This window comes from Ciceribacter azotifigens (assembly GCF_048159625.1).
GTDB lineage: Bacteria > Pseudomonadota > Alphaproteobacteria > Rhizobiales > Rhizobiaceae > Allorhizobium > Allorhizobium azotifigens.
In genome coordinates, this window is the sequence record NZ_JBLQTA010000016.1 from 37,765 (window position 1) to 57,765 (window position 20,001).

18 protein-coding genes are annotated in these 20,001 nt (G+C 66.6%); 10 read left to right on the forward strand and 8 right to left on the reverse strand.

Annotated elements, in window-relative coordinates; translation table 11 throughout:
* Positions 1-29: 29 nt before the first annotated feature.
* Together ACM6UT_RS18985 and thrC are read right to left on the reverse strand one after the other, a co-directional pair.
* Positions 30-1,328 carry a M16 family metallopeptidase gene (locus ACM6UT_RS18985; protein WP_416798912.1) on the reverse strand — a complete coding sequence of 433 codons (1,299 nt, stop codon included), beginning with the start codon at positions 1,326-1,328 and terminating at the stop codon, positions 30-32.
* A 27-nt stretch (positions 1,329-1,355) separates the two neighbouring features.
* Positions 1,356-2,756, reverse strand: a complete 1,401-nt coding sequence (thrC, locus tag ACM6UT_RS18990) for a threonine synthase (protein ID WP_416798913.1) — start codon at positions 2,754-2,756, stop codon at positions 1,356-1,358.
* Between the two features lie 188 nt (positions 2,757-2,944).
* Between thrC and ACM6UT_RS18995 the strand changes: the two genes are divergently transcribed.
* Both ACM6UT_RS18995 and ACM6UT_RS19000 read left to right on the forward strand, forming a co-directional pair.
* On the forward strand, positions 2,945-3,496 hold the full coding sequence (locus ACM6UT_RS18995; RefSeq protein ID WP_416798914.1) for a hypothetical protein: 552 nt from the start codon (positions 2,945-2,947) through the stop codon (positions 3,494-3,496).
* Between the two features lie 103 nt (positions 3,497-3,599).
* The gene (locus ACM6UT_RS19000; protein WP_416798915.1) at positions 3,600-4,517 is read left to right on the forward strand and encodes a diacylglycerol/lipid kinase family protein; all 918 of its coding nucleotides are present in this window, start codon (positions 3,600-3,602) and stop codon (positions 4,515-4,517) included.
* A 1-nt stretch (position 4,518) separates the two neighbouring features.
* Here the strand turns inward: ACM6UT_RS19000 and ACM6UT_RS19005 are convergent, their stop codons facing one another.
* From ACM6UT_RS19005 to ACM6UT_RS19020, 4 genes are all read right to left on the reverse strand, one after another.
* Positions 4,519-5,208, reverse strand: coding sequence for an HAD family hydrolase (locus tag ACM6UT_RS19005; RefSeq protein ID WP_416798916.1), 690 nt, complete (start codon positions 5,206-5,208; stop codon positions 4,519-4,521).
* Between the two features lie 108 nt (positions 5,209-5,316).
* Positions 5,317-5,889: a TetR/AcrR family transcriptional regulator gene (locus ACM6UT_RS19010; RefSeq protein WP_416798917.1), complete on the reverse strand. Its 573-nt coding sequence runs from the start codon at positions 5,887-5,889 to the stop codon at positions 5,317-5,319.
* The gene (locus tag ACM6UT_RS19015) at positions 5,886-6,230 is read right to left on the reverse strand and encodes a DMT family transporter (RefSeq protein WP_416798918.1); all 345 of its coding nucleotides are present in this window, start codon (positions 6,228-6,230) and stop codon (positions 5,886-5,888) included. Before ACM6UT_RS19015 ends, ACM6UT_RS19010 begins: the two co-directional genes overlap by 4 nt.
* A 252-nt stretch (positions 6,231-6,482) precedes the next feature.
* Complete coding sequence (locus tag ACM6UT_RS19020; RefSeq protein ID WP_416798919.1) at positions 6,483-7,280, reverse strand: metalloregulator ArsR/SmtB family transcription factor; 798 nt, start codon at positions 7,278-7,280, stop codon at positions 6,483-6,485.
* A 192-nt stretch (positions 7,281-7,472) separates the two neighbouring features.
* Between ACM6UT_RS19020 and ACM6UT_RS19025 the strand changes: the two genes are divergently transcribed.
* The 3 genes from ACM6UT_RS19025 (at position 7,473) to ACM6UT_RS19035 (ending at position 9,468) form a co-directional block, all read left to right on the forward strand.
* Positions 7,473-7,802: an NIPSNAP family protein gene (locus tag ACM6UT_RS19025; protein WP_416798920.1), complete on the forward strand. Its 330-nt coding sequence runs from the start codon at positions 7,473-7,475 to the stop codon at positions 7,800-7,802.
* On the forward strand, positions 7,799-8,143 hold the full coding sequence (locus tag ACM6UT_RS19030; RefSeq protein ID WP_416798921.1) for an antibiotic biosynthesis monooxygenase family protein: 345 nt from the start codon (positions 7,799-7,801) through the stop codon (positions 8,141-8,143). Before ACM6UT_RS19025 ends, ACM6UT_RS19030 begins: the two co-directional genes overlap by 4 nt.
* Positions 8,144-8,337: 194 nt before the next feature.
* A complete protein-coding gene (locus ACM6UT_RS19035; RefSeq protein ID WP_416798922.1) occupies positions 8,338-9,468 on the forward strand; it encodes a site-specific DNA-methyltransferase in 1,131 nt (376 codons plus the stop codon).
* Positions 9,469-9,605: 137 nt separating this feature from the next.
* Here ACM6UT_RS19035 and ACM6UT_RS19040 read toward each other — a convergent pair whose 3' ends face one another.
* On the reverse strand, positions 9,606-10,220 hold the full coding sequence (locus ACM6UT_RS19040; RefSeq protein WP_416798923.1) for an HAD family hydrolase: 615 nt from the start codon (positions 10,218-10,220) through the stop codon (positions 9,606-9,608).
* Between the two features lie 3 nt (positions 10,221-10,223).
* Positions 10,224-11,318: an A/G-specific adenine glycosylase gene (gene mutY / locus ACM6UT_RS19045; RefSeq protein WP_416798924.1), complete on the reverse strand. Its 1,095-nt coding sequence runs from the start codon at positions 11,316-11,318 to the stop codon at positions 10,224-10,226.
* 96 nt (positions 11,319-11,414) lie between these two features.
* On the opposite strand from mutY, the gene ACM6UT_RS19050 reads away from it, so the two are divergent.
* From ACM6UT_RS19050 to ppdK, 5 genes are all read left to right on the forward strand, one after another.
* Complete coding sequence (locus tag ACM6UT_RS19050; protein WP_416798925.1) at positions 11,415-11,936, forward strand: DUF721 domain-containing protein; 522 nt, start codon at positions 11,415-11,417, stop codon at positions 11,934-11,936.
* A 142-nt stretch (positions 11,937-12,078) separates the two neighbouring features.
* Positions 12,079-12,867: a DsbA family protein gene (locus ACM6UT_RS19055; RefSeq protein ID WP_416798926.1), complete on the forward strand. Its 789-nt coding sequence runs from the start codon at positions 12,079-12,081 to the stop codon at positions 12,865-12,867.
* Positions 12,868-13,221: 354 nt separating this feature from the next.
* Positions 13,222-16,689, forward strand: a complete 3,468-nt coding sequence (locus ACM6UT_RS19060) for a chromosome segregation SMC family protein (protein WP_416798927.1) — start codon at positions 13,222-13,224, stop codon at positions 16,687-16,689.
* Between the two features lie 44 nt (positions 16,690-16,733).
* Positions 16,734-17,135 carry an Ivy family c-type lysozyme inhibitor gene (locus ACM6UT_RS19065; RefSeq protein WP_416798928.1) on the forward strand — a complete coding sequence of 134 codons (402 nt, stop codon included), beginning with the start codon at positions 16,734-16,736 and terminating at the stop codon, positions 17,133-17,135.
* 151 nt (positions 17,136-17,286) lie between these two features.
* Positions 17,287-19,971, forward strand: a complete 2,685-nt coding sequence (gene ppdK, locus ACM6UT_RS19070) for a pyruvate, phosphate dikinase (protein WP_416798929.1) — start codon at positions 17,287-17,289, stop codon at positions 19,969-19,971.
* The last annotated feature ends 30 nt before the right edge of the window (positions 19,972-20,001 follow it).

Here is a 20,001-nt window from a genome sequence, read left to right on the forward strand (position 1 = left end):
ATGTGTCGTCGTCGGCGGTTGTTCCCGCCTTATATGGCGGCCTTGCGGGCCGATCGATCGCCGAGCGACAGGGCGCCGGCGATCTCGTCCATCGGCGCGAGCTGTTCCAGCGGACCGATCGCCGAAAGCGTCGGCACCGTGTCGAAGAACAGCCGTCCGGCGAGGTCGGTGAGGCGCTCGGTGGTGATGCCCTCGAGGCGCTCCATCATCTCCTGGTTGGAGATCGGGCGGCCGTAGAGCATCATCTGGCGGGCGATCTGGCCGGCGCGCGCTGCCGGGCTTTCCTGCCCCATCAGCAGCTGTGCGCGGATCTGGGCGCGCGAACGGTCGATCTCCTGCTGGTCGATCGACTGCGAGGCCTTGCGCAGTTCCTCGATGATGACGGGCACGAGCTCCGGCAGGTTCTCGCCGCCGGTCGCGGCATGGATGCCGAAGATGCCGGTATCGGAAAAGCCCCAGTGGAAGGCGTAGACCGAGTAGCAGAGGCCGCGGAATTCGCGCACTTCCTGGAAGAGCCGCGAGGACATGCCACCGCCGAGAATGTTGGCGAGCACCTGCGAACAGTAGAAGTCGCGCACATGGTAGGCGCGGCCCTCGAAGCCGATCAGCACCTGCGCGTCCATGAGGTCGCGGGTCTCGCGCGCCTCGCCGCCGGTGTAGCGGGCCGGCTCCATGACCGGGGCCGCGGAAGCCTTGGTCGGCAGGGAGGCATAGCGTTCCTCGACCTGGCGGACGAAGGCGTCGTGGTCGACGGCGCCCGCCGCGACCACGAACATGCGGTCGGTGGTGTAGTTGCGCGAGAGATAGCCGCGGATCTCGTCGCTGGTGAAGGCCTTGACCGTGTCCGGGGTGCCGAGGATCGGCCGCCCGAGCGTCTGGTCGCGGAAGGCGATCTCGGAGAAGCGGTCGAAGACGACGTCGTCCGGGGTGTCGTTCGCCGCACCGATCTCCTGCAGGATCACCTGCTTTTCGCGGGTGAGCTCGTCCTCGTCGAAGACGGAATCCGTCAGGATGTCGGAGAGGATGTCGACCGCGAGTGGAACGTGGTCCTTGAGAACGCGGGCATAGTAGGCGGTGGTTTCGGTCGAGGTCGCGGCATTGAGTTCGCCGCCGACATTCTCGATCTGCTCAGCGATGTCGCGGGCGCTGCGGCTCCTCGTGCCCTTGAAGGCCATATGTTCGAGGAGATGGGCGATGCCGTGCTCGTCCGGTGTTTCGTTGCGGGCGCCGGATTTGATCCAGGTGCCGAGCGCCACACTTTCAAGGTGCGGCATCCTCTCCGTCACGACGGTCAGCCCGGAGGGCAACCGGGTACTCTCAACCTTCATATCCGTCTTTCTACGCCTGGTTTACGTTTACGCGCGGGCATGCTGGCCGATGAAAGTTTCAACGGCTTTAAGCTCTGCATCGAGAATGTCGAAACGTTCCTCCCGGTCCATCAGGTCAGCAAGCCACGTCGGAAGCGCCGGGTCAATACCGCTTGCGGATTTTACCGCGGCGGGGAATTTCGCCGGGTGCGCGGTCGCAAGCGTCACCATCGGGCTTGCCGAACGCTCGAACTTCGCGGCGGCGAAGACGCCGACGGCGGTGTGCGGATCGAGCAGGTAGCCGGTCTCGGCGAGCGTCGTGCGGATCGTTTTCGCCACCTGCTTTTCGCTGGCGCGGGCAGCGCGAAAATCCTTGCGGATCGCCTTCAGCGCCCGATCCTTGATCTCGAAGGCGCCCGATTGCCGCAGGCTCTCCATCGCGGCGCGGACGGCCGCATCGTCGCGATCATAGGCTTCGAAAAGCAGCCGCTCGAAGTTCGAGGAAATCTGGATGTCCATCGACGGCGACGTGGTCGCCGAAACACCGCGCATCTCGTAGCGGCCGGTCTTCAGCGTGCGGGCGAGAATGTCGTTCTCGTTGGTGGCGATCACCAGCCGGTCGATCGGCAGGCCCATCTTCTTGGCGACATAGCCGGCGAAGACATCGCCGAAATTGCCGGTCGGCACGGTGAAGGAGATCTTGCGGTCCGGGCCGCCGAGGGTGAGCGCGGCGGTGAAGTAATAGACCACCTGCGCCATGATCCGCGCCCAGTTGATCGAATTGACGCCGGAGATGCGCAGCCGGTCGCGGAAGGCCGCATCGTTGAACATCGCCTTCACGAGGTTCTGGCAGTCGTCGAAGTTGCCGCGGATGGCGAGCGCATGGACATTGTCGGCCTTGCAGGTGGTCATCTGCCGCTGCTGCACGGGCGAGACCTTCTCATGCGGGAAGAGGATGAAGACGTCGGTGCGGGAACGCCCGGCGAACGCATCGATCGCCGCGCCGCCGGTGTCGCCGGAAGTGGCGCCGACGATGGTCGCCCGCTCGCCGCGCTCGGCCAGCACCTGGTCCATCAGCCGCGCCAGAAGCTGCATCGCGACGTCCTTGAAGGCGAGCGTCGAGCCGTGGAAGAGTTCGAGCACGAAGGCGTTCGGGCCGGTCTGTACGAGCGGGGTGACCGCCGGATGCCGGAAGGTCGCATAGGCCTCGTCGATCATCGCCCGGAAAACGTCGGCCTTGATCTCGTCGCCGACGAAGGGCCGCAGGACCGCGAAGGCGACCTCCTGGTAGCTCTTGCCCCGAAGCGCGCGGATCTCCTTCTTGGAGAGCTTCGGCCACTCGCGCGGCACGTAGAGACCGCCGTCGCGGGCAAGCCCCGCAAGGAGCGCATCGCAGAAGCCGAGGCTGGGGGCCTGGCCCCGGGTAGAGATGTATTCCAAGAGTGTCATCCTTGCTGTCGGGAATGAAGGCTTGCCTTCGAAGGCCCGCACGAGGCCGAAAATTGAAGCGAAACACCGGCGACCGGATCGATTTTTCGCTGCGCCGCTGATATAGACCATCCGCAAGGGTCGTGAAAAGGCCTCAATTGGAATGGTTTTTGGCTGCGCGCAGCCTGAAATGGGGAAGGTTCGGAATCGTGTCTTTGAAAGTCTCGCGCGGGATTTTGGCCGCATCCTTGTTGATTGCCCTGGCGGGCTGCAATGCCGGCAATCCCGGCTCCGCTCTCAATGGCGGCGCCGACAAGCCGGCCGCAACGCCGGCGGTCGCTCCCGTGGTGCAGGGCTTCTGCCCGACGATCGCGCTGCGTGACGGTACGGCCTACTACCGCACCTATGCGAAGGGCGGCAAGGACGACCCGGCGAAGGTCGTCTATCAGGCCTCGCTTGCCGACACGACCCGCTCCTGTAGCCGCGACGAGACGCAGCTGACGATCAACGTCATGGTCCAGGGCCGTCTGGTCGCAGGACCGATGGGCAAGGCAGGCACGCTGAAGATGCCGATCCGCGTGGCCGTCACCGACGGCGAGAAGGTCGTCTATACCGAGCTCACCCAGTTCGAGGCGAGCCTTGCCGATGCGGCACAGGCGAGCCAGTTCATCTTCACCAAGCAGGTCACGGTGCCCGGCGACGTTTCCGGCCTCACCAAGGTGCAGGTCGGGTTCGACGAAGGTCCTTACAAGACCAAGTAATCACAAGGAATTTCGCGGGGCGGCCGGTGTCCACCGGCCGTTTACCGCACGGATCGTCCGCCTTTGAGGGGAGGCGGTGGTCCTTGCAGGTCGGGGGCAGGGGTTGAAGGTCGCCATCATCAGAAATCCCGTCTCGGGTGGGCGCTCGGGGCAGGCCGGCTGGCTGCGCGTCAGGCGTGAGCTCGACCGGCATTTTTCGCTGATCGACGAGCACGAGACCGTCGCCGGGGGCACACCACTCCTCGCGCGCCGTGTCGTCGAGGCGGACGTCGACCTCGTGATCGCCGTCGGTGGCGACGGGACGATCAGCGAGGTGGCCGACGGCATCCTTTCCTCCTCGCGCCCCGAAACGCCGCTTGCCTTCGTTCCGGCCGGAACCGGCGGCGACTACGCCCGCAATTTCGACCTGCCGCGCCAGCCGGCCGCAATCGCCGAAGCGATCGCCCGCGCGCCCCTGCGGAAGGTCGATGCCGGCTTCCTGCGTTGCCGCGCGGAGGATGGTGCGATTGCCGGGCGCCACTTCATCAATATCGCGAGCTTCGGCGTCTCGGGCGAGGTCGTGCGCACGGTCAATGGAGCCGGGCGCGGCGGCTGGCTGCCCGGATCGCTGCGCTTCTTCGTCCATTCGCTGCGGTCGATCCTGCGCTACCGGCCTCGCGGCGTGCGGCTCGTGCTCGACGACCGCGAGGTGCATGCCGGACCGGTGACCACGGTGGCGATCGCCAATGGCGGCTGGTTCGGCGGCGGCATGCATGTCGCGCCGGCCGCGGACCTTTCCGACGGGCTCTTCGAGGTTGCGGTGCTCGGCGGCGCCCCGACGCTCGAGACCCTGATGCTATTGCAGAAGATCTATTCGGGCGCCCATGTCGGCGATCCGAGGGTCCGTTTTTACCGGGCGCGTTCTGTCGAGGCGGAGCCGCTCGACGATCGGCCGGCGCTGCTGGAGGCGGACGGCGAGATGCCGGGAAGCATTGCCGCCTCCTTCGAGATGAAGCCGGCGGCGCTGACGCTGAAGATCTAGTTCAGACGAGGCCCGACCAGCTCGCCATCGCGGCAATGACGGCCGGCAGGTCGACCATGCGAGAGATCACCGTCTCGGCGCCGGCATCGGTCAGCCGGTCGGCATGGGAGGGATAAGTGTGCGAGGCGCCGGTGAAGCCGATGACGCGGATGCCGGCGTCGCGTGCGGCGTGCACGCCGTGGACCGAATCCTCGACGACGACCGCCTTCTTCGCCGCGACGCCCATCTGCGAGAGCGCGTGCAGATAGATGTCCGGCTTCGGCTTGACGCGGTCGGCGCCGAGGTCCTTGGCCGAGAAGATGTTCGGTGCGAAGTGCTCCTTGAGGCCGACCTTCGTCAGCATACTGTCGAGGCGGTGGACGGAAGAGTTGGAGCAGATGCAGCGCGGGCCTTCGATGCGCGAGAGCGCGAAGCTGACGCCCTCGATGATCTTGACCTCGCGGGCGAGGCGCTGGTCGAGAAGCGTTTCGGACTTGTCGAGCAGGCTCGCAGAGAGCGGGATATCGATTTCCTTTTCGACCGAGAGCAGGATGTTCTTCCAGGTCATGCCGGCGAAGCGCTCGCCCATCTCTTCCACGGAGATCGGGTAGCCCGCTTCGTTGAGAAGCTTTGATTCCACCCTCGCGGCGATGATCTCGGAATCGACGAGTACGCCGTCGCAATCGAAAATGGTCAGCTCAAAACCGCTCATGGAAGATCCGTCCTATGCCTCGGGAAGGTCGCCTGACTACACGATCGGGCGAGGAAGGACAATCATTCCGGATGCATGGCTGCCTCCCGCCGTCATCCGCCGGGGGCCTCACCCGCCGGCGAGTGCCAGAAGCTCCGCCTCGAAGCTTTGCGGATAGCGCCGGAGCCCGCCCTCCTTCTCCAGCATGTCTGCGAGCCAGATGCCGTCGGCGGCGAGCCGGACGACGGCGAGCGCCGGCGTGCCGTCCGTCGCGCGGTGCCGGGAAAGCCGTTGGTCGAGCCAGGCGGTCCACAGCGCCCGCAGCGCAGGTTCGGAAACGATCGCGACCGAGAGCGCCGCCCAGAGGCTTCTCGCACCGAGCAGCCGGTCGGAAAAGCAGGCGCGGACATAGGCGCGGGTGAAGCGGCCCGCGGGCTTCGGGTCCTTCTCCATCGTGCGGTCGATCTCGCGGTCGAGTTGGTCGAGCAGATCGGCGAAGACGGCGGCGAGCAGCGCCTGTTTGCTCTCGAAATGGTGGAGTAAGCCGCCCTTGGTGACGCCGGCGCGCTCCGCCACCGCCTGGATGGTGATCGCGGCCGCCCCGCTTTCGGCGGCGATCTGCGCGGCACAGTCGAGCAGCGCCCGGCGCACCTGTTCCGGCTGTTTCGGGCGGTGATAGGCGGAAATGGCGGGTGCGCTCAATGGCTCACCGACCCGGAGAGCGTGTTCATGACGACGACGCCGGCGACGATCAGCGCGATACCGGAAAGGGCCGCGAGATCGAGCGTCTGCTTGAAGACGAAGACGCTGATCAGCGCCGTCAGCACGATGCCGAGCCCGCCCCACATCGCATAGGCGATCCCGAGCGGCATGCCCTTGAGCGCGTGCGTCAGCAGGTAGAAGGAGGCGGCATAGAACATCACCATGCCCGCGGTCGGCAGCAGGCGGGTGAACTGTTCGGACCGCTGCAGGAGCGTCGTGCCGATTACTTCGAGCACGATGGCGCCACCGAGCGCACCATAGGCGGTAAAGACGGGGTTCATCGCAAAATACTCTCGCACGCGTTCATCATGGCCGTAAAGATACCGGACGGTAGGTTTCTTTGCAAGGCGCGTGATGACGCCGGATGCGGCTTCCTCTTCTCCCCACCGGGGAGAAGGTGGCGCGTAGCGCCGGATGAGGGGGATTCTGCAGGAATAGCGTCGGCTTTGCCCCCTCATCTGCCCTTCGGGCATCTTCTCCCCGGCGGGGAGAAGAGGGAGTGGACGACTTCGTCCGCGCGAAGAGACAGGCGGCTAGAACTCGGCCCGCTTGCGTTTCTTGAACGCTTCGAAGTCAAAGGGCCGCGGCTCGCCCGATTGTTCGCCCTCGATCAGCGCATCCTCCAGGGAGCGGACGGCACGGTGTTGATCGTCCATCGGAAACATCGCCCGGAACCGCCGTTCTCCTTCCGGCGAGAACGTGACGACGCGGCTTCCGTCCACGCGCCGTGCCTCGCCGCGGTCGAGGAAGTGGGAAAGCAGCGCCTTGCCGAGCGAGCCTGCGAGATGGGTGCGGCGTTCGCTCCAGTCGAGGCAGGCGCGGCACAGCGGTCGTCGTTTCGCCTTCAGCGCCGTGAAATCGATGCCGTGGCCGGAAAGCAGGTTCTCGCCCGCCTTCGTCAGCCGCAGGGCCTCGTCGCTCGCCTCTATCGCCCCTTGCGTGATCAGGCTGTCGAGCATCCTGACGCCGTAGTCGCCGGCGAGATGGTCGTAGCAGATGCGCGCCTTGCGCAGGGCCGGTTCCTTCGGTCCGACACGGTGGCGCAGGTGGCCGCGGCTCGCGGCAAAACCCATGAGGCTCTCGATTATCGCGCCGACATGATCGTCTGCGAGCGCGAAATAGCGGTGCCGTCCCTGCTTGCGCTGGCGAAGCAGCCCGCCGTCTTCGAGTTTTCCGAGATGCGAACTCGCTGTCTGCAGCGTGACGCCGGCTGCGCCTGCGAGCTCGGTTGCGGTGAGCGCCCTGCCGCCGATGAGGGCGAGCAGCATGTTCGACCGGGCGGGATCGCCGATCAGGGAGGCAATGCGGGCAATGTCCGGGCCTTCGGCCATGATGCACCTCGCGGGTTTGTGGCGCTCGATGCGCCGAATGTAGCACATGCTTCGACAAACATCGAACCATGTCTGCCGAAGCGATGCCTGCATCATGCCCCGTCGCGGGTCAGCGATGCTTCGATCGCGGTCGAAGCAGTTTCGTTCGGGACCGTGGCACATCGGGGCTCCCGAAACCATGAGGAGCCCACCATGATTACCTGCATCATCCGCTATCGCATCGCGCCGTTTGCCCGCGAGGATTTCGTGACCTATGCCCGCAACTGGGGCGAAGCGATCCCGCGCTGCGGCGCCGATCTCGTCGGCTATTTCGCCCCGCACGAGGGCTCGCTGACGACCGCCTACGGCATCTATCACGTCGAGGATCTCGCGGCCTACGAGGCCTACCGGGCAAGGCTCGCCGCCGATCCGCTCGGCCGGGCGAACTATGAATTTGCCCGCAAGGCCGGATTCATCCTCGAGGAGGATCGACTGTTCCTGAAGGAAGTGAGCCGCGCACCGTCGGCGGGGAGGCAGCCATGATCGCCGTCATCTTCGAGGTCGTTCCCGCGGAGGGGCGGCGCACCGCCTATCTCGCCCGCGCGCAGCTCCTGCGGCCGCTGCTTGAGGAGGTCGACGGCTTCCTCTCGATCGAGCGGTTCGAGAGCCTCTCCGAACCGGGCAAGGTCCTGTCGCTCTCCTTCTGGCGGGACGAGGCGGCTGTGGCCGCCTGGCGCCGGACGGAGGAGCACCGGCAGGCGCAGGAGGCGGGACGCGCCGGCATCTTCGCCGATTACCGGCTGCGGGTCGCCCATGTCGTCCGCGACTATGGCCTCGCCGCCCGCGACGAAGCGCCCGCCGACAGTCGCGTCCTGCACGGCTGAGGGCGACAGTTCATCCTCCCCGCGCCGTCGCCCGCCGGCGCGGAGGGATGCGTAAACCATGTTCGTTAGGGCTTACCGGGCGAAAACGCCGGCAAGCGCGGAAAATCGCCTGAGCCGTTCAATCTTTGGTAACCAAGTTCGGTAACCATGAGCCTCGTCATCCCGTGCTGCGTCCGCGTAACAGAGAGTAGAACATGGCTTCTGTATTTCCGCTCGCCGAACTTCGTCGTTCTTCGGACCCGTTCTCCTGGGTCGACAGCATCATCAAGGGCGATTGCGTCGCCGCGCTCGAAGCACTTCCCGACAAATCCGTCGATGCGATCTTCGCCGATCCGCCCTACAACCTGCAGCTCGGCGGCATGCTGACCCGTCCGGACCAGTCGGTGGTCGATGCGGTCGACGACGAATGGGACCAGTTTGCCTCCTTCGAGGCCTATGACGCCTTCACCCGCGCCTGGCTGCTCGCCTGCCGCCGCGTGCTGAAGCCGACCGGCACGATCTGGGTGATCGGCTCCTACCACAACATCTTCCGCGTCGGCGCGACGCTGCAGGATCTGAATTTCTGGATCCTCAACGACATCGTCTGGCGCAAGACCAACCCGATGCCGAACTTCAAGGGCCGCCGCTTCCAGAACGCCCACGAGACGATGATCTGGGCCTCGCCCGATCCGAAGGCCAAGGGCTACACCTTCAACTACGACGCCATGAAGGCCGCCAACGACGACGTGCAGATGCGCTCGGACTGGCTGTTCCCGATCTGCGGCGGCTCCGAGCGGCTGAAGGGCGAGGACGGCAAGAAGGTCCATCCGACGCAGAAGCCGGAAGCGCTGCTCGCCCGCGTCATCATGGCCTCCACCAGGCCCGGCGACGTCGTGCTCGATCCCTTCTTCGGCTCCGGCACCACCGGCGCGGTCGCAAAGCGCCTCGGCCGCCATTTCGTCGGCATCGAGCGCGAACAGGATTACATCGATGCCGCTGCTGCGCGCATCGCCGCCGTCGAGCCGCTCGGCAAGACGGAACTGACCGTGATGACCGGCAAGAAGGCCGAGCCGCGCGTCGCCTTCAACACGCTGGTCGAGAGCGGCATGATCCGCCCCGGCCAGGTGCTCACCTGTGCACGCCGTCGCCATTCGGCGATCGTCCGGGCGGACGGTACACTGGTTTCCGGCGGCGAGGCGGGCTCGATCCACCGCGTCGGGGCAAGGGTGCAGGGGCTCGACGCCTGCAACGGCTGGACCTTCTGGCACTTCGAGGAAGGTAAGGCGCTGCGCCCGATCGACGAATTGCGGGCGGTCGTCCGCAGCGGAATGGCGAAGCTCGATTGACGATCCGGCGTGCTTCGCCTGCATGCGAGAATCCTTCTTCCGGTTCCAGTACCTTCAGTCCCGGAAGGAGTGCTTGACGCCCGGTTCCGACAAGGAACCGGGCGTCATCTTTTTCCGATCAGTTCCCGCCGTCGTCCTCAGACGCTGACGCCGTAAGTCGCGAGATCGCGGCGGAGCTTGTCGACGTCGGTGAACTGCACCGCCTGCCAGCCTGCCGATTTCGCGCCTTCGACGTTGGCGAGCGAATCGTCGATGAACAGCGTCTTCTCCGGCTCCAGCCCGTGTGTCGCGACATGGCTTTCGTAGATCTTCCGATCGGGCTTGATGAACCCGACTTCGCCGGAGACTGTAACCCCGCGCGAGGTGGTGAGGAACGGATACATCTCCTGCGCCTCGCGGAAGGTGTCGGCGGCGAAATTGGTGAGCATGGTCACGTCCCGGCCGCTGTCGATCAGTTCGCGCAGCAGCGTCACGGTGTCCTCGTAGGCGTAGGGCACCATCTCGCGCCAGTTGATCCGGAAGGCGCGAATGTGGTCCTCGCGCTCGGGGAAGCTGGCGATCAGGAGCTCTTCTGCTTCCTTCCAGCCGCGTCCGCGGTCCTGCTCGAGATTCCAGTCATGCGTGCAGACATTGTCGAAGAACCAGCGGCGTTCTTCGGGATCGGGAATGATGCGGGAAAAGGGCCGGTCGGGATCGTAGTGGATGAGCACCTTGCCGATGTCGAAGACGATGTGGCGGATATCTGCAGGCATTGGTTATCCCTTGTTGGTCGGAAAGGCGTTCGGAATAGCCTGAACGATTGCCTTTTTCATGACAGTCGGCAGCGCGAGGCCATCAAGTTTGGTCACGGGCTCCCAGAATCCGTGAACGCCGGAGGGGCGGCTGAGCGGGCCGGCACGGTAGACCGAAAGCCGGAGCTCGAAATGGGTGAAGACGTGGGTGACGGTGCCGGCCGGTTGCCACTCGGCGGGGAAGGGGGCGGCGCTCACGCCGGTCTCGCCGTCCATACGCGCGGTCCAGCCGGTGGTCGGCACCTCTGTCATGCCGCCGAGCAGGCCCTGTTCGGGTCGCCGCCGAAGGAGGATCAGCCCGTCGCCCGAGACGGCGACGAAGGCCGCGCCCTGCCGCACCGGCTTTTCCTTTTTCGCCGCCTTCACCGGAAAGCGTTCGGGATCGGCGCCGTCGAGCGCAAGGCATTCCCCGCGGAAGGGACAGAGCGCGCAGGCCGGACGCTTCGGCATGCAGATCGTCGCGCCGAGGTCCATCATCGCCTGGGCGAAATCGCCCGGCCGTTCGGCAGGCGTCATCGCCGCCACGTGCCGCTTCATCTCCGGTTTCGAGCCGGGCAGCGGCGCATCGATCGCGTGGAGCCGCGAAATCACCCGCTCGACATTGCCGTCCATCACCGCTGCCTGGCGGTCGAAGGCGATCGCCGCGATTGCTGCGGCTGTATAGTCGCCGATGCCGGGCAGGGTTCTCAGCCCTTCCTCGGTGTCGGGGAAGACGCCGCCATGGATACTGGAAACGACTTCCGCGCATTTCTTGAGGTTACGGGCGCGGGCGTAGTAGCCGAGGCCTGCCCAGGCGGCCATCACATCCTCGTTCGGCGCGGCGGCGAGATCGTCGACGGTCGGCCAGCGGCGCACGAATTTCTCGAAATAGGTCTTCACCGCCTGAACGGTGGTCTGCTGCAGCATGACTTCGGAAAGCCAGACATGGTAGGGGTCCGGCCGCACGCCTTTGGACGCCATGGCAGGCGTCGTGCGCCACGGCAGCTCGCGGTGGTGGCGGTCGTACCAGGCAAGCAGCGCCCGGGCGGTCGGATTTGCGGAGGATTTCAAGGTCGCCATTTGCCGATGTGGGGTAAACTCGCCTATATCTGGCCAAATCGGCATTTGGTTCAAGGCCGGATCGGCCGGCAGAGGTAAAAGGTTTAAGGCGCCGCGATGAATACCCAGAAGAAAAGCGCCGCGCCGAGAAAGGGTGTCTTCCAGATATCCGAGGTGGCGAACGGCATCATCGATCCGGTTCTCGCGCGCCGCGCCGGCATCAACACCGCGCTCCTCGGCTCCTGGGACGAGATCGTCGGCGACGGTTTCGCCGACTGCTCGCGGCCGGAAAAGATCGCCTGGCCGCGGCGTGGCGAACCGGGCGAGGAGGGCGGCCACCGTCCGGGCGTGCTCACGATCGCCTGTGACGGCGCGCGTGCGCTCTTCCTCTCCCATGCCCAGGGCGAACTGATCGCCCGCATCAACGGCTTCTTCGGCTATCCGGCGATCGGCCAGATCCGCATCGTGCAGAAACCGGTCTCGCAGACGGCGCTTCGCCGGCCGAAACCGCGCAAGCTCGAAGGCGAGCGGGCGCGACGCCTCGCCGACATGATGGAAGGCATCACCGACGAGAAGCTGCGGGCGGCGATCGAGCGGCTCGGCACCGCGGTCCTCTCGCCGAACCGCCGTTCCAGGTAGCGCAGCCCCGTCTCTTCGTCGTTTCGGGCCTCAGGATGTCACAATTCTTTGATGAAACAGCAGCTTCCCCGCCTTGTTTGCCGCCGGCCGGCAATATAACGGTTGTGGCAAAGTCGAAACTCCGAACGAGACAGGTGCCTCGATGCTAATTTCCGAACTGAACCTCACCAAGCGGCGGCTGCTCGGCGGGATCGCCGTCACGGCGCTCGGCGCGCTTCTCGCCTCCTGCTCGGACAGCTCGGAGGAAAAGCCGGCCGAGAGCAAGACCGCTCCCGCCGCCGAAGAGCCGAAGCCCGCCGCAGAGCAGCCGGCCGCCGAAACGACGCCGGCTCCGGCCGAGGCACCCGCCGCCAAGGTCGAGGTGCCGCAGCCCGACGGCACCGTCGACATGGCCGAGGTACTGAAGCCCGGAACGCTGCCGGAAATGGCAATGGGCGACGCCAACGCTCCCGTGAAGATCGTCGAATACATGTCGATGACCTGCCCGCACTGCGCCAATTTCCACGAGAAGACCTTCGACGCGATCAAGACGAAATATATCGACACCGGCAAGGTCTATTTCGTCCTGCGCGAGTTCCCCTTCGATCCGGCCGCCACCGCCGCCTTCATGCTGGCGCGTTGCGCCCCGCAGGATCGCTACTTCCCGTTCGTCTCCACCTTCCTCAAGCAGCAGCGGGCCTGGGCGGCTCCCACCGACGGCGATGTCCGCGGCGCGATGCTGCAAATGTCGAAACTTGCCGGTTTTACACAGGAGAGCTTCGAGGCGTGCTTGACGAACGCGAAACTTGCCGCTGATGTGACCGCTGTGAGAGACCGTGCGGCCAAGGATTACAACGTCAAGTCGACGCCGACCTTCCTCATCAATGGAAAGAGCTATTCCGGAGACATGTCGGTTGAAACCATGTCGGCACTCATCGACAGCTTCCTCTGACCGGCGCGCATTCGAAACAACGGCCGGCGGGAGCCCCCGTGCGGCCGTTCTTTACCTCCCCCTTGATGGGGGAGGTCGCGCGAATGCGCGGGCGGGGGTGACTTTGCGTCAGGACCGGCCTTCACCCCCCTCTGCCCTGCCGGGCATCTCCCCCTCAAGGGGGGAGATCCGACAGACGCCTGTCGCCCGATCCCGTCATCTGTCCTTGAACTTGCGTCCGGGGTCGGCTTCCATCGTCGCAACGGTGGAGAGACCTGAGCCGTCGGCCCCGCGCCGATCTCCCCCCTTGAGGGGGAGATGTCACGAAGTGACAGAGGGGGGTATCTCTGCACGGCGTCTCCGCGGAGTCGCTCCATGAAATTCAACCGTCTCCGCCTCGTCGGCTTCAAGTCCTTCGTCGAACCGACGGAGTTCGTGATCGAGCGCGGACTGACGGGCGTCGTCGGCCCGAACGGTTGCGGCAAGTCCAATCTCGTCGAGGCGCTGCGATGGGTGATGGGCGAGAACTCCTACAAGAACATGCGCGCGTCCGGCATGGACGACGTGATCTTCTCCGGCTCGGGAAACCGCCCGGCGCGCAATTCGGCCGAGGTCGGCCTCTATCTCGACAATTCCGACCGCACCGCGCCCGCCGCCTTCAACGACGCCGACGAGATCCAGGTGACGCGCCGCATCGAGCGCGAACAGGGCTCGGTCTACAGGATCAACGGCAAGGAGGCGCGCGCAAAGGACGTGCAGCTGCTCTTCGCCGATGCCTCGACCGGGGCGCGTTCGCCCTCCATGGTCGGGCAGGGACGGATCGGCGAACTCATCCAGGCGAAGCCGCAGGCGCGGCGCCAGCTTCTCGAAGAGGCGGCCGGCATTTCCGGTCTGCATTCGCGCCGGCACGAGGCGGAGCTCAGGTTGCGGGCGGCCGAAGGCAATCTCGAACGCCTCGAAGACATCACCTCCCAGCTCGAAAGCCAGATCGAGAGCCTGAAGCGGCAGGCCCGCCAGGCGAACCGCTTCAAGATGCTCTCCGCCGACATCCGCGCCAACGAGGCGATGCTGCTCCACGTGCAGTGGGTGCAGGCCAAGGAGGCGGAAGGCGAGGCGGACAGTGCGCTCAACCAGGCGACCTCGATCGTCGCTGAAAAGGCGCAGGTCCAGATGGAGGCCGCGAAGGCGCAGGCGATCGCCAGCCTGAAGATGCCGGAACTGCGCGAGGACGAGGCGAAGGCCGCCGCCGCGCTGCAGCGCCTGCAGATCGCCCGTTCGCAGCTCGAGGAGGATGCCGGCCGGCTCCTGAAGCGCCGCGACGAACTTGCCCGCCGCCTGGCCCAGCTCGACGAGGACATCCGCCGCGAGGAGCGGCTCGTCGCCGACAATGCGACGATTCTCGAACGGCTCGACGCCGAGGAGGCCGAGCTCGAAGAGGTGCTTGCCGATTCCGGCCGCCATGCCGAGGAGACGCGCGAGTCCTTCGAGGCCGCCGCCGCGACGCTTGCCGAAAGCGAGAAGCAGTTTTCAGCGCTCACCGCCGAACGCGCCGAGGCCGCCGCCGGACGCACCCAGCTCGAACGCTCGATCCGCGAGCTCGCCGATCGCCGCCAGCGCCTGCAGCGGCAGGCGGAGGATGCCACCCGCGAAATCGCCGATATCGCCGCCCGCGTCGCCGGCCTGCCCGATCCGGACGAGAAGCGGGAGATGGTCGAAGCGGCCGAACAGGCGTCCGCCGATTGCGAGGCCGCGGTCGTCGAGGCGGAGGCGGCCCTTGACGAGGCACGCCGCGACGAGAGCCTCGCCCGCACCCCGCTTGAAGCGGCGCGCGCGAGGCTGAACGGGCTTGAGACCGAGTCCCGCACGATTTCCAAGATGCTCGCCTCTGCGGCCGCTTCCGGCGAATTCTCGCCGGTCGCCGAGGAGCTGCGCGTCGATCGCGGCTTCGAGACGGCGCTCGGCGCGGTGCTCGGCGACGACCTCGATTCGCCCACCGATCCGCGTGCGCCCGCCCACTGGAGCGAGAACGGAGCCGGCACCGACGACCCGGCGCTGCCCGTGGGTGCGGTTCCGCTGATCGGCCATGTCGCCGCCCCGCCGGCGCTGACGCGGCGCCTGCGCCAGATCGGCGTCGTCGCGGCAGATCAGGCGCACCACCTGATGGGGCTCCTGCAGCCCGGCCAGCGGCTCGTCACCCGCGAGGGTGCCGTCTACCGCTGGGACGGCCATGTCCGCGGCTCCGAGGCGCCGAGTGCGGCCGCGCTTCGCCTTGCCCAGAAGAACCGTCTCGCCGAAATCGAGGCCGAGATCGGGGAAGCCCGCGACCAGCTGGCCGAGGCAGAAGACAGGCTTGCCGAGTCGGTCGAGGCGATCCGCATGGCGGACGCTAATCTCGCCGCCGCACGCGAGACCCAGCGTCTCTCGCTCCGCCGCCTTTCCGAGGCCCGCGATGCGCTCGCCCAGGCGGAACGCGCCTCCGGAGACCTGCTGCGCCGCCGCGACGTGGTGGAGGAGGCGCTGAGCGGCCTGAAGGCGCAGGTCGAGGAAATCCTCGCGCAGGAAGAGAATGCCCGTATCGAGCTCGAGGATGCGCCGGACCTTTCCGATCTCGACGAGCGGCTGCGGATCAGCCAGCTCGAGGTGGCGACCGGCCGCGGCCTGCTTGCCGAGGCGCGCGCCCGTCACGAAGGTCTCGACCGCGAAAACGAGCAGCGCCGGCGCCGCATTGCCGCGATCGGCCAGGAACGGGCGACCTGGATCGCCCGTGCGCGGAGCGCCGAAGAGCATATCGCCACCCTGCGCGACCGTGAGCTCGACGCGCGCGAAGAGGTCATGTCGCTCGAAATGGCGCCCGACGAATTCGACGAGAAGCGCCGCGCGCTGATCGCCGAACTCGACAAGGCGGAAGCCTCCCGCCGGGCCGCGGCCGACAGGCTCGCCGAAGCCGAGACCCGCCAGCGCGAGGCCGACGCGAAGGCGGTGTCCGCCCTTGCCGAGCTTGCCGAGAGCCGCGAGAAGCGCGGCCGCGCCGAGGAACGTCTGATGTCGGCGCGCGAGCGCCGCAAGGAGACCGAGGGGCGCATCCATCAGGCGCTCAACGTCGAGCCGCACGAGGCCTTCCGGCTGACCGGGCGCAATGCCGGCGACGGCTTGCCGGACTTGCGCGCGATCGAGCGCGATCTCGACCGGCTGCGCATCGAGCGCGAACGCCTCGGCGCCGTCAACCTGCGCGCCGACGAGGAACAGAAGGAGCTTTCGGAGAAGCTTGCGGCGCTCATCAAGGAACGCGACGACGTGATCGACGCCATCCGCAAGCTGCGCGGGGCGATCCAGAGCCTGAACCGCGAGGGGCGCGAACGGCTGATCGCCGCCTTCGACGTGGTCAACGCCCAGTTCCAGCGCCTCTTCACGCATCTCTTCAACGGCGGGACCGCGGAGCTGCAGCTGATCGAGAGCGAGGACCCGCTGGAGGCCGGGCTCGAAATCCTCGCCCGCCCGCCGGGCAAGAAGCCGCAGACGATGACGCTGCTTTCCGGCGGTGAACAGGCGCTGACGGCGATGGCGCTGATCTTCGCCGTCTTCCTCACCAATCCGGCGCCGATCTGCGTGCTCGACGAGGTGGACGCGCCGCTCGACGACCACAATGTCGAGCGCTACTGCAACCTGATGGACGAGATGGCGGCCTCCACCGAGACCCGCTTCGTCGTCATCACCCACAACCCGATCACCATGGCGCGCATGAACCGGCTCTTCGGCGTAACCATGGCCGAGCAGGGCGTTTCCCAGCTCGTCTCCGTCGACCTGCAGACGGCGGAGGCCCTGCGCGAGCGCGAGGCGGTGTGACCGGCCGGCACCGGCAATACCGGGGCGCTCTCCGGCCCGTCGCCATGGCCGCGGCCCTCACGGTCGCTCTCTCCCTTCCGCTCCACGCGGAGGAATCGGCGCCGAGCCTTGCCGGCAATTTTTTGCCAGAGGTGATCGCATCGTCCGCGCCCCACCGCGAGGCGCTCGAAACGCTGCTGCGAGGGCGCCGCGGGCTTCCGTCGTGGATACGCGCCATGGTCGCCCGCCCCAAATACATCGCGCTCGCCTCGAAGAGCGTCCCGGTCGAGGGCAAGGAAATGCAGCTCTTTTCCGCCTGCGAGGCCGGGCGCTGCGCCGAAAGCCGCCTGCGGGCGCTCTTTTCCGCCGACGGCAAGCGGGTGACGGTCTATATCCGCGACTCCCGGCAGGGGCATGTGATTCTCGGCGATCCGACGCCGGCGGAACGGCTCGCCGGCGATTTCTGACAATCGGACGAGTGGTTTCAGCCTTTCCCCGAAAATCTCCACGAGGGTGCCGCAATTATGATGCAATGCAACATAAGTTGCAGGCGGCGGCGTTTCCAATCCGGCTAGATTGCTGTAAATGATGGAAAAAGCCTATGGGTGGAGAGCGGGCATGAGGAAGTGGGTCTATACCTTCGGTGACGGAAAGGCCGAAGGTCGCGCAGGCGATCGCGAGCATCTCGGCGGCAAGGGCGCAAACCTTGCGGAGATGGCGAGCCTCGGCCTGCCGGTGCCGCCCGGCCTCACCATCATCACCGACGTCTGCACCTATTATTACGAGAACGGCCGCACGCTGCCGGAGGGCATGAAGAAAGAGGTGCTCGCCGGCCTGAAAGGCATGGAGGAGATCACCGGCCGCGGCTTCGGCGATACCACAAATCCGCTGCTGCTCTCCGTCCGCTCCGGCGCCCGCACCTCGATGCCGGGCATGATGGACACGGTGCTCAACCTCGGCCTCAACGACGAGACCGTCGAGGCGCTCGGCCACAATGCCGGCGATGCGCGCTTTGCCTGGGACAGCTACCGCCGCTTCATCCAGATGTATGGCGACGTCGTCATGGGTCTCGGCCATGAAGCCTTCGAGGAAATCCTCGAAGACGAGAAGGCCCGCCTCGGCCACGATCTCGACACCGACCTCTCCGCCGTCGAATGGCAGCATGTCGTCGGCCTCTACAAGGCGCTGATCGAGGAGGAGCTCGGCGAGCCCTTCCCGCAGGACCCGCTTGTCCAGCTCTGGGGCGCGATCGGCGCGGTCTTTGCAAGCTGGATGAACCCGCGGGCGATCACCTATCGCCACCTGCACGCCATCCCCGCAGAATGGGGCACTGCCGTTACCGTGCAGGCCATGGTCTTCGGCAATCTCGGCTCGACCTCTGCGACCGGCGTCGCCTTCACCCGCAATCCCTCGACCGGCGAGAAGGCGCTCTACGGCGAGTTCCTCGTCAACGCCCAGGGCGAGGACGTCGTCGCCGGCATTCGCACGCCGCAATCGATCACCGAGGCGGCGCGGATCGAATCCGGCTCCGACAAGCCCTCGCTCGAAAAGGTGATGCCCGAGGCTTTCGCCGAGTTCCGCTCGATCTGCGACAAGCTCGAAGCGCACTACCGCGACATGCAGGATCTCGAATTCACCATCGAGCGCGGCAAGCTCTGGATGCTGCAGGCCCGCTCCGGCAAGCGCACCACCAAGGCCGCGATGAAGATCGCCGTCGACATGGCGGGAGAAGGACTGATCAGCGAGGAAGAGGCGGTGATGCGCATCGAGCCGTCCTCGCTCGACCAGCTCCTGCACCCGACGATCGATCCGCGCGTCGAGCGCGACGTCATCGGCGCCGGCCTTCCGGCGTCGCCGGGGGCGGCGACCGGCGAGATCGTCTTCACGGCGGAAGAGGCCGTCATCGCCGAGGAGGAGGGCCGCAAGGTGATCCTCGTCCGCGTCGAGACGAGCCCGGAAGACATTCACGGCATGCACGCGGCCGAAGGCATCCTGACCACCCGCGGCGGCATGACCTCCCATGCGGCAGTAGTCGCCCGCGGCATGGGCATCCCGTGCGTCGCGGGCGCCGGAAACCTGCGCGTCGACCTGCGCAACGAGGTGCTGATCGGCGCCGGCGTGACGCTCGGCAAGGGCGACGTCATCACCATCGACGGTTCCACCGGCCAGGTGCTGAAGGGCAGGGTGGCGATGCTGCAGCCGGAGCTTTCCGGCGATTTCGCCCAGCTGATGGACTGGGCCGACCGCACCCGGCGCATGACGGTGCGCACCAATGCCGATACGCCGACCGATGCGCGCGCGGCGCGCTCCTTCGGCGCCGAAGGCATCGGGCTCTGCCGCACCGAGCACATGTTCTTCGAGGGCATGCGCATCCAGGTGATGCGCGAGATGATCCTCGCCGCCGACGAGGAGGGCCGTCGCCGTGCGCTCGCCAAGCTCCTGCCGATGCAGCGCTCCGATTTCACCGAGCTCTTCGAGATCATGCACGGCCTGCCGGTGACGATCCGTCTCCTCGATCCGCCGCTGCACGAATTCCTGCCGAAGACCGACGAGGAGATCGCCGAGGTGGCAGACGCCATGGGGCTCGAGCCGCAGCTCCTGCGCCAGCGGGTCGATGCGCTGCACGAGTTCAACCCCATGCTCGGCCATCGCGGCTGCCGGCTCGCGATCTCCTATCCCGAGATCGCCGAAATGCAGGCCCGCGCGATCTTCGAGGCCGCGATCGAGGCCGCCCGCGAGACGGGTGCCGCGGTCGTGCCGGAAATCATGGTGCCGCTCGTCGGCCTGAAATCCGAGCTCGACTACGTGAAGGCCGCCATCGACCGCGTCGCCCAGGAGGTGATGACCGAGGCCGGCCTGCAGATCAGCTATCTCGTCGGCACGATGATCGAACTGCCGCGCGCCGCCTTGCGCGCCCATGTGATCGCCGAGGTGGCGGAATTCTTCTCCTTCGGCACCAACGACCTGACGCAGACGACCTTCGGGATCTCGCGCGACGACGCCTCGTCCTTCATCACCACCTACCAGCGCAAGGGCATCATCGAGCACGACCCCTTCATCTCGCTGGATTTCGACGGTGTCGGCGAACTGATCCGGATTGCTGCCGAGCGCGGCCGCCAGACCCGGCCCGACATGAAGCTCGGCATCTGCGGCGAGCATGGCGGCGACCCGGCCTCGATCCACTTCTGCGAAGGCGCCGGCCTCGACTACGTCTCCTGCTCGCCCTTCCGCGTGCCGATCGCAAGGCTCTCCGCCGCGCAGGCGGCGATCAAGGCGAACCGCAGCGGGCGCAGCGCGGGTTAGGTCCCGCGCACTCCCGGTGGATGACAAATC

Coding starts and splice junctions, on each gene's coding strand:
- ACM6UT_RS18985 (WP_416798912.1), bottom strand. CDS start 1,328: ATGAAGGTTGAGAGTACCCGGTTGCCCTCCGGGCTGACCGTCGTGACG.
- thrC (WP_416798913.1), bottom strand. CDS start 2,756: ATGACACTCTTGGAATACATCTCTACCCGGGGCCAGGCCCCCAGCCTC.
- ACM6UT_RS19005 (WP_416798916.1), bottom strand. CDS start 5,208: ATGAGCGGTTTTGAGCTGACCATTTTCGATTGCGACGGCGTACTCGTC.
- ACM6UT_RS19015 (WP_416798918.1), bottom strand. CDS start 6,230: ATGAACCCCGTCTTTACCGCCTATGGTGCGCTCGGTGGCGCCATCGTG.
- ACM6UT_RS19020 (WP_416798919.1), bottom strand. CDS start 7,280: ATGGCCGAAGGCCCGGACATTGCCCGCATTGCCTCCCTGATCGGCGAT.
- ACM6UT_RS19025 (WP_416798920.1), top strand. CDS start 7,473: ATGATTACCTGCATCATCCGCTATCGCATCGCGCCGTTTGCCCGCGAG.
- ACM6UT_RS19030 (WP_416798921.1), top strand. CDS start 7,799: ATGATCGCCGTCATCTTCGAGGTCGTTCCCGCGGAGGGGCGGCGCACC.
- ACM6UT_RS19035 (WP_416798922.1), top strand. CDS start 8,338: ATGGCTTCTGTATTTCCGCTCGCCGAACTTCGTCGTTCTTCGGACCCG.
- ACM6UT_RS19040 (WP_416798923.1), bottom strand. CDS start 10,220: ATGCCTGCAGATATCCGCCACATCGTCTTCGACATCGGCAAGGTGCTC.
- mutY (WP_416798924.1), bottom strand. CDS start 11,318: ATGGCGACCTTGAAATCCTCCGCAAATCCGACCGCCCGGGCGCTGCTT.
- ACM6UT_RS19050 (WP_416798925.1), top strand. CDS start 11,415: ATGAATACCCAGAAGAAAAGCGCCGCGCCGAGAAAGGGTGTCTTCCAG.
- ACM6UT_RS19055 (WP_416798926.1), top strand. CDS start 12,079: ATGCTAATTTCCGAACTGAACCTCACCAAGCGGCGGCTGCTCGGCGGG.
- ACM6UT_RS19060 (WP_416798927.1), top strand. CDS start 13,222: ATGAAATTCAACCGTCTCCGCCTCGTCGGCTTCAAGTCCTTCGTCGAA.
- ACM6UT_RS19065 (WP_416798928.1), top strand. CDS start 16,734: ATGGCCGCGGCCCTCACGGTCGCTCTCTCCCTTCCGCTCCACGCGGAG.
- ppdK (WP_416798929.1), top strand. CDS start 17,287: ATGAGGAAGTGGGTCTATACCTTCGGTGACGGAAAGGCCGAAGGTCGC.